Source organism: Agrobacterium rosae, from assembly GCF_002915175.1.
In the GTDB taxonomy this organism is placed as follows: Bacteria; Pseudomonadota; Alphaproteobacteria; order Rhizobiales; family Rhizobiaceae; genus Agrobacterium; species Agrobacterium rosae.
In genome coordinates this window covers 49,995-63,501 of record NZ_NXEJ01000005.1, presented here as the reverse complement: position 1 = coordinate 63,501, position 13,507 = coordinate 49,995, and the positions used below count along the sequence as shown (strand labels likewise).

At 56.2% G+C, this 13,507-nt stretch carries 12 protein-coding genes; 2 read left to right on the top strand and 10 right to left on the bottom strand.

Annotated elements, in window-relative coordinates; all coding sequences use genetic code 11:
• Position 1: 1 nt before the first annotated feature.
• The 5 genes from CPJ18_RS10275 to CPJ18_RS10255 all read right to left on the bottom strand — a co-directional run bounded on the left by CPJ18_RS10275 (position 2) and on the right by CPJ18_RS10255 (position 5,578).
• A complete protein-coding gene (locus CPJ18_RS10275; protein ID WP_103658028.1) occupies positions 2–532 on the bottom strand; it encodes a flavin reductase family protein in 531 nt (176 codons plus the stop codon).
• A gap of 142 nt (positions 533–674) precedes the next feature.
• A complete protein-coding gene (locus CPJ18_RS10270; protein WP_103658026.1) occupies positions 675–1,823 on the bottom strand; it encodes an amidohydrolase in 1,149 nt (382 codons plus the stop codon).
• Positions 1,824–1,880: 57 nt separating this feature from the next.
• The gene (locus CPJ18_RS10265; RefSeq protein ID WP_103658024.1) at positions 1,881–3,527 is read right to left on the bottom strand and encodes a GNAT family N-acetyltransferase; all 1,647 of its coding nucleotides are present in this window, start codon (positions 3,525–3,527) and stop codon (positions 1,881–1,883) included.
• A 122-nt stretch (positions 3,528–3,649) separates the two neighbouring features.
• Complete coding sequence (locus CPJ18_RS10260) at positions 3,650–4,087, bottom strand: EamA family transporter (RefSeq protein ID WP_103658260.1); 438 nt, start codon at positions 4,085–4,087, stop codon at positions 3,650–3,652.
• Between the two features lie 150 nt (positions 4,088–4,237).
• Positions 4,238–5,578 (bottom strand): dicarboxylate/amino acid:cation symporter, encoded by a 1,341-nt coding sequence (locus CPJ18_RS10255; protein ID WP_103658022.1) that lies wholly within the window; start codon positions 5,576–5,578, stop codon positions 4,238–4,240.
• Between the two features lie 245 nt (positions 5,579–5,823).
• Between CPJ18_RS10255 and CPJ18_RS10250 the strand changes: the two genes are divergently transcribed.
• Both CPJ18_RS10250 and CPJ18_RS10245 read left to right on the top strand, forming a co-directional pair.
• Positions 5,824–7,641: a sensor histidine kinase gene (locus CPJ18_RS10250; protein ID WP_245445386.1), complete on the top strand. Its 1,818-nt coding sequence runs from the start codon at positions 5,824–5,826 to the stop codon at positions 7,639–7,641.
• Position 7,642: 1 nt separating this feature from the next.
• The gene (locus tag CPJ18_RS10245; RefSeq protein ID WP_103658020.1) at positions 7,643–9,001 is read left to right on the top strand and encodes a sigma-54-dependent transcriptional regulator; all 1,359 of its coding nucleotides are present in this window, start codon (positions 7,643–7,645) and stop codon (positions 8,999–9,001) included.
• 46 nt (positions 9,002–9,047) lie between these two features.
• Here the strand turns inward: CPJ18_RS10245 and CPJ18_RS10240 are convergent, their stop codons facing one another.
• The 5 genes from CPJ18_RS10240 to CPJ18_RS10220 all read right to left on the bottom strand — a co-directional run bounded on the left by CPJ18_RS10240 (position 9,048) and on the right by CPJ18_RS10220 (position 13,500).
• Entirely contained in the window at positions 9,048–9,530 is a 483-nt protein-coding gene (locus CPJ18_RS10240) for a BA14K family protein (protein ID WP_077103429.1), read from the bottom strand.
• A 118-nt stretch (positions 9,531–9,648) separates the two neighbouring features.
• Positions 9,649–10,395: an aspartate/glutamate racemase family protein gene (locus CPJ18_RS10235; protein WP_103658018.1), complete on the bottom strand. Its 747-nt coding sequence runs from the start codon at positions 10,393–10,395 to the stop codon at positions 9,649–9,651.
• Positions 10,396–10,405: 10 nt separating this feature from the next.
• Entirely contained in the window at positions 10,406–11,224 is an 819-nt protein-coding gene (locus tag CPJ18_RS10230) for an ABC transporter permease (RefSeq protein WP_077103433.1), read from the bottom strand.
• A gap of 1 nt (position 11,225) precedes the next feature.
• Positions 11,226–12,137 carry an ABC transporter permease gene (locus CPJ18_RS10225; RefSeq protein WP_103658256.1) on the bottom strand — a complete coding sequence of 304 codons (912 nt, stop codon included), beginning with the start codon at positions 12,135–12,137 and terminating at the stop codon, positions 11,226–11,228.
• Between the two features lie 73 nt (positions 12,138–12,210).
• Entirely contained in the window at positions 12,211–13,500 is a 1,290-nt protein-coding gene (locus tag CPJ18_RS10220) for an ABC transporter substrate-binding protein (protein WP_103658016.1), read from the bottom strand.
• Between the last annotated feature and the right edge of the window lie 7 nt (positions 13,501–13,507).

Here is a 13,507-nt window from a genome sequence, read left to right as displayed (position 1 = left end):
GTCATACGCTGGTGAGATTGGCATAACGTCCGCCATGATAGACGAGCGGCGAGCCTTCGGCCCGTTCAACGGATAGGACACGGCCGATGATGATTGCATGGGTGTGGCGCTCGATGACGTCTTCGACCGCACAGTCGATTGCGGCTAGCGCACCTCTGAGCGCAGATGCGCCGCTTTCCAGTTCGAACCACTCCGCATCCGTATAGCGATCAACACCTTTCAAGCCGCCGACACCGGCAAAGCGCGAAGCGACGTCCTGCTGGGCTGCGGACAGAACATTGACGCAGAAGTGGTTGTAGCGCGCGATCACCGGCCAGGTGGACGACGACTTGTTGATATTGACGATCATGGTGGCTGGCTCCATGGAGAGCGCCGTTGCCGAGGTCACAGTCGCCCCCGTGCGATGCGAGCCCGTCCCTGCCGTGATGACGGAGACCCCGCCCGCCAAACCGCGCATGGCAGCCTTAAGCTCGTTGGAATCGAATGCCGCTCTCTCACGTTCGTCGTGAAGGTAAGTCACCGTTGCCGTCATCCTGTTCATCTCCAAAGCTTCGAGTCCCCAGCCACTGAACGATAGCAGCGAGCTTAGGAGGCTGGGAGCGAAAGGATTTCATTGTTTATGGATTTTGTAGAAATCTGTTGTGGTCTGCGACGGATTGACGCGCATGGCACCTTCAATCCGTCAGATTCCTGATCGTCCGCATGAATATCCTCGCGCCCGTTTCGATCAAAGCATCCGGGAAATCGTAATCGGGATTGTGAAGGTTGGGATGGTCGGTGCCCGCACCCAGAAAAAACATCGCAGATTTGGAAACAGCACCAAAACGTCCGAAGTCTTCGGAGGCGCGCATCGGCAAAGCCCGGCCATCGTGCAGCACTTGCTCTTCATCAAGAGCGGCCCGAAGTAGGGCAACGGCATCTGAGTCATTTTCGCAATGCTGAAAAATATCGTCGTAGAAAATCTCGATTATCAGCCCGTTCGCCGCCGCCGTCTGTGTAGCCAGAGTCTCAGCCGCGGCACAGAGTTCCGCCATGCGATCATCGGTCAGGGTCCGCAGTGTCGCCCATATTTCCGCATCGGCTGGTGCAATGCCGAAAGCCGCTTCACCCATCACGGCGTGGGTAATGGTCACCATCTTGAAATCCGGCTGCGGGGGAAGACCCTGTCCGAGGGAAGAGAGCGCGGGCATCAGCGTGGAGATTGCCTGCATCGGCGAAACACCGTGTTCCGGTGAAGAGGCGTGCGCTGTCTTGCCCGCAAGCCTTATCTTCATTCCACGCGATGCGCAGTTGATCGGGCCTTCAATCAGCGAAACATGACCAAGCGGCAGTCCCGGCAGATTATGCAGCGAAAAAGCGTAGTCAGTCTTTATGTCTTGAAAACAGTGATCCGCGATAACCGCCGCAGCGCCGGCCCCGGTTTCCTCTGCTGGCTGAAACATTAAAACAACCTTGCCTGTACGCGGGCGTTTTCTTGACAGCCCCCGCGCCAAGGCCAGCAATATGGTGGAATGGCCATCATGTCCGCACAGATGCCCCCGACCTTCGACAGTAGAGCGATAAGGGACGTCTGATTTTTCCACAATGGGCAGTGCGTCGAGTTCGGCGCGGATGAGAACGCTGGGGCCATCATTGCCGCTTTCAAATATCGCCGCCACCCCGTGACCACCGAGGTCGGTTAGCAGCCGGTCTGGCGGTGACGCATCCAGATAGGTGCAGATCCGACGCGCCGTCTCTTTCTCTTCCCCCGATATTTCGGGGAACCGATGCAGTTCGTGGCGGATGTCGATAAGTTCAACAAGGTCGCGGTTCGATAGAAACATGATAACCTGCCGGGATGGCTGTAAACGATACTGCGCCCGTTCTACAGCTTCGATCCGTCAATGCAAAACCTTCGGCGGTATCCAGTGTCTATTTTGCTCCGACTCCTGTCCTGTCACCATCACTGATCTGCTCAGCGTTGCAGCCGGTTCAACGGATAGTCTTATGCGGGCAAGAGCGGCTTTTGCTTTTTCGGCATACTGCATATTGGTCGTGTCGTCTGAGTGATAGTTTTGCAGCTTTTCAAAAACGGCAATTGCTTCTTTCCGTCGTCCGGCGGCGATGAGAGAGATGCCGCATTTATAGAGTGCTTCGTGGTGAAAGGGTGCGCGTCTGATCACATCCTGAAACGCTTTTACAGCCCCGGAGTAATCACGCTGCGCAAGTCTTGTCTCACCCAGCCTCAGCAAAGCCGGTAGCGGGTCTGCCACCATTCGGCTGACGGTAAGGTAAGACTGTTCCGCCTCCCGGAATTCACCTTTTTCGAACATTAGATTGGCCAATCCGAATTCTGCGCCATAATGGTTGGGGGCAGTTTCCAGAACCTGCCGAAACGCGATTTCGGCTTGGGCTTTGGCGCCCTGCTTGTAAAGTTTCAAAGCCTGCTGATAGACAAAGCCCATGCTGAATGGATGCAGTTTGCCTTGGAGGTTTTCTCCGGATCGGCTTTTGAACAGCGTGCAGGTCGTCGTTCTCTCCTCTGGGCCGAACATGTATTTATACGGCTCGTTGCCGCGCAGGAAATCGTAGGATTTGAACCCCATGTCGATTGCGCGTCGGATGCAGTATCCGTGTAGGATCAGCCCTGGAGACGGCGTCGCCCAACTTTCATCACGCCCGGTAATGTAAAATAGAATAGCAGCCTTTTGCCGGTCCACGATGTTGGCAAGCGCACCCAGTGGTCGATCTTCATACCAGAGAACCGGTAAATCCAAAGTCCCGTCCAAAAAGCAATCCATCAGCATTTCACGTGTTGCCGAGATGAGCTTTTCGGTTCGCTCCTTGCCTTTGGACGCTGCCCATTTGATACGCCAGAGATCGAATAGGATAGTCAGGTCGTGCTCGATGGTATCGCGTGTGGCAAAGGTGATGCTATAGCTGCTGTCGTTCTCGATCTTGCGCAAGAACCTTCGCAGTTTCTGGCGTGTCTGGCTGCTCATGCAGGTGTCCAGATAGTCGTCGAACGTTGGGGGAAGAGTAACCACCGGGCAGATGCAATTATCGATATTGTTCGGGCTTTTCGGCGTGCTGTCTCGAAACATGACCAACGGTCCTTGCAGCGCCCTTATCATTGCGTCGCGACGGGAAGGCGGGCCGCTGAAATAATCCAGCTTGAGATGGGTCCAGCGCTGTTCCTTGAGAAAAGCGCAAAATCCTGAAACGGCATTTGTTTCGTAATCCGGCAGCGTGATGAAGCCGGTGTAATCCGCCGCAAAATTTCCGGCCATGATAATCTCATCGAAAAATCGACCGGTTTTTTTGTCCTGCTGGGTGACGACTCGCAAGGGGAAGAATGCCACATAGGGAGACCCTTCCGGCTTTTCTCGTAAGGCCAGAATAAACCAGCGTCCGCGACGCCGCAGATAGGCCTTCAACCAGATCCACGAAAGAAAATGCTGTGCGTGGGGATCGGCCAAGTAGACCGCGTCCCATGTTTCCCGGATGCCATCGAAACCACCCCAGGTGTCAATCACGTCAATGCGCATGGTCCCCTCCCAATTACGATTTACCTGTTGTTTGGGAGGTTTCATTCTAGTCAGAAAAGTCCGGCGTCAAATATTCCTTTCGGATTAGTGCGGGCCATCAATTGGAGCTATCGACAGTGTGTTCACCCCCGATAAGCCACGAGCACTGCGCCGCATGCGATCAGTACCACCCCCAGCCAGTTCGGTAGCGACAGGCGCTCACCGAGAAACAGCACGGCAAATATGGCGACGAAAACGACACTCAATTTGTCGATAGGGGCGACGCGCGCGGCATCTCCCAGTTTCAGAGCGCGGAAATAACATATCCAGGATGCACCAGTGGCAAGACCTGAGAGCACCAGAAAAAGCCAGGTGCGCCCCGTTACAGCGGACGGATTTTGCCAGTTCCCAGTAACATAGACCATGAAACCGGCGGCAAAAAGAATGACGACGGTCCGGACGAAGGTCGCAAAATCCGAATTGACGTTCTCAATACCAATCTTGGCAAAGATTGCTGTCAGGGCCGCGAAGCCCGCCGAAAGCAGAGCCCAGAATTGCCAGGAAAGCATAAGGTTTTTCATGTCCAGGTCCAATGCGCGGATGGATAGCAGGTCGAAACCATTTATCCCGAATGTTTGCGGCTTGGAAAGCGTTTCAGCGGGTCTACAAACGTACAAGGCCTGCGCCGATAGCATCGGGCAGGCCTTGTAACCCAGTGTTATGCGTCCAGATTACTCCGCGGGCTGTGGCACCGGCGTGGTCTGGATATCGCCGATGCTGGTGATTTCCTCGCCACTCAGCACACGAGCAAGCTGCTCCTGATCGAGTTCGCCTTCCCAGCGCGCAACGACGATGGTCGCGACCGCATTGCCGACGAAATTGGTCAGAGCGCGGCATTCCGACATGAAGCGGTCGATGCCGAGGATCAGCGCCATGCCGGCGACTGGAACGGACGGAACCACCGACAGTGTTGCTGCAAGTGTAATGAAGCCCGCGCCAGTGATGCCTGCGGCACCCTTGGAGCTGAGCATCGCGACGAGAAGCAACAGGATCTGCTCACCCCAGGACAGTTCGATGCCGGTTGCCTGCGCAATAAAGAGGGCGGCCAGCGTCATGTAGATGTTGGTGCCATCGAGATTGAAAGAGTAACCAGTCGGAATGACCAGGCCGACGACGGAGCGTTTGCAGCCGGCTTTTTCCATCTTGCTCATCAGGCCCGGCAAGGCCGCTTCCGATGACGATGTGCCGAGAACGAGCAGAAGTTCTTCTTTGATATAGCGGATCAACGCGAAAATCGAGAAGCCGTTATAACGCGCAACTGCACCAAGAACGACGATCACGAAGAAGAGTGACGTAAAGTAGAACGTACCAATCAGCATCGCCAGGTTGGTAACGGACGAAATGCCGTATTTGCCGATGGTGAAAGCCATGGCGCCGAAAGCGCCGATCGGGGCGGCTTTCATGAGGATCGCGACCAGCTTGAAGATCGGATACATCAGCGCGTGCATGAAATCGACAACGGGCTTGCCGCGTTCGCCCACGATACCAAGCGAAATGCCGAACAGCACCGAGAAGAACAGGACCTGAAGAATATCGCCATCAGCGAAAGCGCCGACGATTGTTGTCGGGATGATGTTCATCAGGAAGCCGGTGATGGACTGTTCATGCGCCTTGGCTGCATAGGTCGCGACAGCCTTGCCATCCAATGTGGACGGATCGATGTTCATGCCAGCGCCTGGCTGGACCACATTGGCCACGATCATACCGATGATGAGCGCCAGCGTCGAAAACGTCAGGAAGTAGATCATTGCCTTGCCGGCAACGCGTCCAACCTTCTTCATGTCGTTCATTCCGGCAATGCCGGTCGCGACAGTCAGGAAGATCACAGGGGCGATGATCATTTTGACGAGACGGATAAAGCCATCGCCCAGCGGCTTCAGTTGTTCGCCGAGTGCGGGATAAAAGTGGCCGAGTGCGATGCCCGCGGCAATGGCTATGAGAACCTGAAAATAAAGGTGCCGGTAAAATGGCAGTTTTACGTGGCTGGATGCCACGGTCGTGCTATCAATCATGTTAGTTCCTCCTCGGTCACAACCCTGCCTCATGGCCTCCCGGGTCCGCCGTATTTGGTTCACGGTCAAGGACCGCCTGCCCATGACGCAGCAATTCCCGTGCCAAGAGAATTTTTCTGAAGCAACCGATTGAAAATTAATCATTTTAATTTTCTGACTTTGCGAGCGGGATGATTTTGTGTATGTTCCCGCTCACTGAATTCAGGGTTTTGTGCGGAAATCCACACAGAAAGGGCGTTCTTTTTATGCGCAGTCTCGATACATCTCGTGCTCGTTGGACAGCGTTCATAGCGATGTGGTTGATCATTGCGGTGGCTGCATTCGTCGCGGCCGAAAGGCTTGGGCGCGTTCAGGCCATGAAGACGCTGCTGGCCACTGCAACCACTGATGCGGAATTGAAATCGGCACTTCTTAATGTCGCCCTAGAACGTCCACGTGTTTTGCCGCTCGTGCTGGCCCGGGACCGGGATATCATCGAAGCTTTCCAAGATGGCGGTGAAGCCATCCCACGTCTGGACCGCAAGCTGGAGGGCCTGATAGAGGGCACGCAGGCGTCGGTCATCTATGTCGCGGACACCAATGGCGTCACCATCGCGTCAAGCAATTGGCAAACGCCGGAGAGTTTCGTCGGCTCCAACTATGCGTTCCGGGAGTACTTCAAGGCCGCAATGGACACCGGCATGGCCGAGCATTACGCGCTGGGCAATGTGAGCCGGAAGCCCGGTCTTTACATTTCGCGCAGGGTGGATGGTCCTGATGGTCGTCCGCTGGGGGTGGTTATAGCCAAGGTCGAATTCAATCGTCTCGAAGCGGATTGGAATATCGGTCGCCACCCGGTCTATATCGTTGATTCCAATGGCGTGGTTTTGATGACCAGCATTCCGGAATGGCGCTTCAACACCGTCGCGCAGATTGATGACGCGCGGCGAAAGACCATCTCCGAAAGCCTTCAGTTCGGCGACGAGAAGTTGTCGCCCATGCCGGTGGAGACGCTATCCAATCCCGGCCCGCAAGTCGCGATCGTCAAGATCGACGCGCCGTCGTCTCTGAGCGGAGAGTATTTGCGGCTGGAACTGCCGGTTCCGACCACGGCATGGTCGCTGCATTATTTGCAGCCGATAAAAGCCACCATGAACGCGGCTATCCGCGGAAATCGTGTCATTGCCGCCGCTAGTCTCATGCCGCTGATGGCCTTTTCGGCGATATGGCTACGCCGCAGACAAAAAGCAGCGCAGGCGCGGGCCGAAGCCGAGCGTGATCGCTCCGAGCTTGAGCGCCGTGTGCAGGAAAGAACGATCGATCTGACGATGGCGCGCGACCGTCTTCAGGCCGAAATCATCCGACACGAACAAACGACTGAAGAGTTGCAAAGCGTGCAGCACGAACTGGTCAAGGCCAACCGCCTGTCTATTCTCGGCCAGATTGCCGCAGGCGTCGCCCATGAAATCAACCAGCCGGTTGCGACCATCCGCGCCTTTGCAGACAACGCCCGCGTTTTTCTCAAGCGGGATCGCAAAAAGGATGCGGACGAAAATCTCGAAAGCATTGCTTCATTGACGGAACGCATCGGCGTCATCACCAGCGACCTCAAAATACTGGCACGCAAAGGCCGAACAGCGGCCGAGCCTGTCAGCCTTCGTCTCGTCATCGAAGGTGCGGTCGTGCTGCTGCGCAGCCGTTTTGCGGGGCGAATGGATGCCTTGGATATCACCCTGCCGGATGAGAGCGTCATGGTGTCCGGCAGTCGCATACGGCTGGAGCAGATCGTCATCAATCTTCTGCAAAACGCGCTTGAAGCGCTGGAAGACAAGCCAAATGGCCGGGTCGAGGTTCAAGTAAAGACTGCAAATGACGAGGTTGTTCTGACCATTACGGATAACGGACCGGGCATTGCAGCGGATATTCTTGAGCAATTATTCTCTCCCTTCAATACATCGAAGGAGGGCGGTCTAGGGCTTGGGCTGGTTATCTCGCGCGATATCGCTTCCGATTATGGCGGACGCGTTGATGTGGAAACCGGCGAAAATGGAACGTGTTTTTCTGTTTATTTGAAACGGGCATGAAATGACGATGAGCGGTACGGTTTATCTGGTCGATGACGATTCTCAACTGCGCAAGGCCATGCGCCAAACGCTGGAGTTGGAAGGCATAACGGTCATGCCGTTCCCACGGGCAGAGCAGGCTCTGGAGGCCCTCTCGATAGACTTCGACGGGGTCGTTATCACTGATGTGCGTATGCCCGGCATGGACGGCTTGCAATTTTTTAAGCGTCTGCGCCAGATCGACCCAGATCTGCCGGTCATCCTCATTACCGGCCACGGTGATGTCCCGATGGCGGTCGCGGCTCTTCAAAAAGGCGCTTATGACTTCATTTCAAAGCCGTTTCCGGCGGAGCGCATGGTCGAAAGCGCGCGCCGCGCTATCGAAAAGCGCCGGCTTGTCATGGAAAACCGGGCTTTGAAACGGGTGGCCCTGCAAGCGGAGGACGATCTCCCTCTCATTGGCCAGACACCCGCCATGGAGCGGCTACGCAATACTTTGCGCCATATTGCCGATACGGATGTTGACGTGCTGGTAGCCGGTGAAACCGGTAGCGGCAAAGAGGTGGTAGCGACGGCCCTTCATCGTTGGAGCAAACGCCGCGCGCAGGGAAATTTTGTGGCATTGAATTGCGGTGCATTGCCAGAGACTGTTATCGAAAGCGAGTTGTTCGGCCACGAGGCGGGTGCGTTTACCGGGGCGCAGAAAAAACGCATAGGACGCATCGAACATTCCAGCGCAGGCACCCTGTTTCTGGATGAAATCGAGAGCATGCCGCCCGCCGTCCAGGTCAGAATGCTGCGCGTTCTGGAAATGCGAAAGGTGTCACCTGTTGGCTCCAATGAGGAACGCGCCGTCGATATTCGTGTGGTCGCGGCGGCCAAGGTTGATCTCGGAGACCCTCTATTGCGTGGCGATTTTCGTGACGATCTTTATTACCGTCTCAATGTCGTGACGCTGTCCATTCCGCCTCTTCGCGAGCGGAAAGCGGATATCCCACTGCTCTTTTCGCACTTCATCAAAAAAGCGTCGACGCGTTTCGGCATGCCGGTGCCGGGCATCACGTCCCCCGTGTCGCGCTATCTTAATGACCATGACTGGCCGGGAAATGTCCGCGAACTTGGCCACTTTGCCGAGCGCGTTGTGCTGGGTCTGGAGGGTTCGGGAGCAGATAACCCATCCGCCGATGCCCGCGTAACGTCAGGGACACTTTCCGAGAGAATGGACCGGGAGGAGGCGCAGATCATCCGCGAAACGCTGGAGAAATTCGATGGCGATGTCTCCAGCACCATTGGCGCGCTGGGGATCGCCCGTAAGACGTTCTACGACAAGCTTCAACGACACAATATAAACCGGACGGAATATGTCCAGAAGGGATCATAGTTCCTCATTCCTGTCGGAAGGACAGGAATGAGGAAATTGTAATCTATCAGCCCGCGACGCAGAAATGGTTCTGCCCATCGTAACCCATGTAGGTTCCGGTGCGGGAATTAAAGCTGCCGTAACGCTGCGAGCAGTAATCATACCAGGCCGATGTCCAAGGCTCGATCGTGCGATAGGTCGGCCGAGGCTGATAGGCGCGGCGAGTATCGTAAACTGGCTGCGCGCGGTAAACCGGGCGCGGTGCCTGGCGATAGTAGTAGTTATCGTCGGGCTCGTTGTAGGTGTAGCGCGGCTGATACGTCTGATAGTGACGGACAGGCGGTTCGTCATAAACCCTCTCATCCGAGTAACGCGGCTGGGAAAGGGCGGAGCCGACGGCAACACCGGCGGCAAGGCCAAGCACGCCGCCGAGAAGGGCGTCATCCCTGTTATGGCGACCCCAGTCGTCGGCGGATGCGGAGTTTAGGGGAACGATGACAGCTGCAGAGACTGCAAGAGCCAGAAGAGTTTTTGCTGCAAACGAGGCCATTTTCGTTTTCCATCCAAAGGGCAGATGAGCTGCCAGTTGTTATTCAATGGTTAAGAATTAATGGCTTTCGGCTGAACCGGTGCTGAACGAATTGTGGCAGTGCCGAGGCGACGCCGCACTAGATATTCAACATCGCTGCCGGCGCGAAACCGTTCAGCATACCCAGATATGGCTTGTCGAGAGGGGCTGCATAGGCTCCTCGCTTGGCGGTTTTCAGTCCAAGTGCAATCAGCCCCTCGGCATGTTTGACCGCAGCCGTCACGCCATCGACGACAGGCACGCCGAACTCGGCAGAGAGTTGGGCAGCAAGGTCCGCCATGCCGGCGCAGCCCAGCACGATTGCCTCCGCCTTATCCTCGCGGATGGCCGCCGCAATCTCGAAGCGCAATCGCTCCAGTGCATTGGAGGTTGGGTCTTCGAGCGACAACACCGGGATATCGGCGGCGCGAACCTTGGCACGATTGCTCATACCGTAGCGGTGTACCAGATGCTCCACAGGCAGGCGTGACCGCTCCATCGTGGTGACGACGGTGAATCTCTGGGCGATGAATGAGGTCATGGCAACGGCGGCTTCGCAGATGCCGATGACCGGGATAGTCGCGAGCGCCCGTGCAGCATCCAGTCCCGTATCGTCAAAACAGGCGATGATAGCTGCTTCGGCACCGGCTTTTTCACCCTTGGCAATTTCCGCCAGCATGCCTGGAATGGCGAAGACCTCGTCGTAATAGCCCTCGATGGAAACAGGACCCATCAGGGAGGTGACGGCGACGATGTCCGTACCGTGGCCTGCGACGCTTTTGGCGGCGGCTGCGACGGTGGCCGTCATGGAGGCGGTGGTGTTGGGATTGACGATGAGAATGCGCATGATGTTTCGGTCAGGCCTTCAACTGGCGGCGGTTGAGATAAACGATAAGGCCAAGCGTTGCGGCAATCACCAGGAACGAAAAGAACGTGGTGACCGCACCCAGCGCATAGAGAACCGGTGTCGTGACATTGGTGGTCATGCCGTAGATTTCCAGCGGCAGGGTGTTGTAGGTACCTGACGTCATCAATGTGCGGGCAAACTCGTCATAGGAGAGGGTGAAACCGAACAGGCCGATGCCGATCAGGCTCGGCGCAATCATCGGCAACACCACTTCGCGAAAGGTCTGCCAGGATGTCGCCCCCAAATCGCGGGCAGCCTCTTCATAGGAAGGGGAGAAACGGTTGAAGACGGCGAGCATGATCAACACACCGAAAGGCAGCGTCCAGGTCAGATGCGCGCCGAAGGCGGAGCTGTACCATGACGGTTCTAGGCCAAGTTGCTGGAACAAAACGCCGATGCCCAGCGAAATGATGATCGATGGCACCACGAGACTGGCGACGGAAAGATAGAACAAGGGTGTCGCGCCGACGAATTTGCGGCGAAACGCAAGGCCCGCCAGAAGCGATACCAGCACGGTCGCAATCATCACCATCAATCCCAGGAAGAAGGAACGGCGGAAAGATCCGCCGAAGTCACCCACGGCCTGCTGCTGGAAAAGATTGGCGAACCAGTGAACGGACACACCGTTGAGCGGGAAGGTGAGGCCGCCATTCGGACCTTGAAAGGCCAGAATCAAGATGGCCGAAAGCGGTCCATAAAGAAAGAGCACGAACAGGGCGAAGAAGAAGGAGAGCACATAGAATTCGCGACCGCGTTTTTCCGAAAACATGTCAAAGCTCCTTTCTGATATCGACGATCCGCAGGATGCCCGCGACCATCAAGAGAACGAGTGCCAGCAGAATGACGGCATTGGCCGCCGCTGCCGGATATTGCAGCAGCGACATCTGGTTCTTCATCATCAACGCCACAGAGGCGCTCTGCCCGCCGGACATGACCTGAACGGTGGAGAAATCCGCCATGACCAGCGTCACCACGAATATCGTACCGATTGCAATTCCGGGCTTTGCCAGAGGGAGAATGACGTTCCAGAGAATTTGCCAGCTGGTTGCACCAGCATCGCGTGCCGCTTCGACCAAGGATTTATCGATACGCATCAGCGTATTGAAAATCGGGGTGACCATGAACAGCGTGTAGAGATGCACCATGGCCAGAACCACGGCAAAATCAGAGTAAAGCAACCATTCGATCGGGGCCGGAACGATGCCCATATTGACGAGCGCGCTGTTGACCAACCCGTTGCGACCCAGCACCGGTATCCACGAGATCATGCGGATGATGTTGGAGGTCAGGAACGGCACGGTGCAGATGAGAAACAGCACCATCTGCATGGTGGTGGTGCGAATGTGAAACGCCAGAAAATAGGCGACCCAGAAGCCGCAAAACAGTGTGATGGCCCAGACGATGGCCGCAAATTTCAACGTGTTGATATAGGTCTGCCATGTCACCCAGGATCCCAATGTTTCACCATAGTTAAAGGTGACGAAACCGGGATACATCTGGGCAAAATCATAATCCCAAAAACTGACGATGGCGATCATCAGAATGGGCAGGGCTAGAAAGAAGCCGAGGATCAAGGCAAGGGGTGCCGCCTGCAGATAGGCAACAAGCTTTGCTGGAAGCGCAAAGCTGCGGCTTTTCTTGTCCGTCTTATCGCTGACGCCGATCAGTCTGACTGTTACCACGGCCCGTCTCCTCGCTTTGGTGTAGGCGGATGCGCGGACAAAAATCCGCGCATCCCGTGTCATCCTGGTCTTATCAAGCAGCGATGAATTCGTTCCAGCGACGAACCATATAGCGGTCTTCGTCCATGACGGAGTTCCAGCATGCAACCTTGCCCATGCGTTCCTGGAAGGAACCGCCATCGCGAACGGCACCGGCTTTTTCCATGACCTTGCCATCGGGGGCGATGATGTCGCCCTGCGCGGCCTTGCCTTCGACCCAGTAACCCCATTCGTCGGCGGTCATGTGTTCCTTGGCCGTGTCCATGGCAGCGGAGTAGTAACCCTGACGGTTGAGGTACGCGCCGACCCAGCCGGATGTGTACCAGTTGATGTATTCATAGGCAGCATCCAGCTTGGCACCCGAAAGATGCTTGGCAAGGCCAAGACCGCCGCCCCATGAACGGTAACCTTCCTTCAGCGGCTGGTATTTGCAGGCAATACCCTTGGAGCGCACGGCCGCAACGGCGGGCGACCACATGGACTGAATGACGACTTCGCCAGACGCCATGAGGTTGACGCTTTCATCGAAGCTCTTCCAGAACGCACGGAACTGGCCGTCCTTCTTGGCCTTGATCAGGAAGTCGATCGTCTTGTCGATCTCTTCCTTGGTCATGTTGCCCTTGTCGGCATATTTGATGTTGCCCATGGCTTCCATGATCATGGCGGCGTCCATGATGCCGATCGATGGAATGTTGAGGATCGCCGCCTTGCCCTTGAACTTCGGGTCCATGATGTCGGCCCAGCTGGAAATGTCGCGGCCAACCAAGTCGGGTCGGATGCCCAGCGTGTCGGCATTGTAGATCGTCGGAACCATGGTGAAATAATCGGTTTCACCCTTGGCGAATTTCTTGTCGCCAGGCTTTTCTACGAAGCCGACGGTGTGCGGTGCCGTGCCCTGCGCGATGACGCTGTCTGGCGTCAGCTTGCCGTTTTTGAACAGCGGAACGATCTTGTCGTAATATTTCAGCTTCTTGATTTCCATCGGCTGGATGACGCCCGATGGATAGACTTTCTTGAGAATCCAGTATTCGATATCGGCGATATCGTAGGAGTTCGGCTGCGTCACGGCGCGCTGTGCTGCCGCATCCGAATCTGTTGCCGTCATTTCCAGCGTGATGCCGAGGTCCGCTTTGCACTTTTCAGCAATGGCGTTGAGGTTCGACACGCCGGTGCCGAACTGGCGCAGCGTAATAGGGTTCTGCGCCCAGATGGTTGGGAAGCCGGTGATGAGGCCGGAGCCGATGGCGGCACCGGTGGCTGCCGCACCCGCCTTGAGAAGGCCGCGACGCGACAGGCCCTTTTTGCTGTTGGAAGTATTTGTCATGACAGTT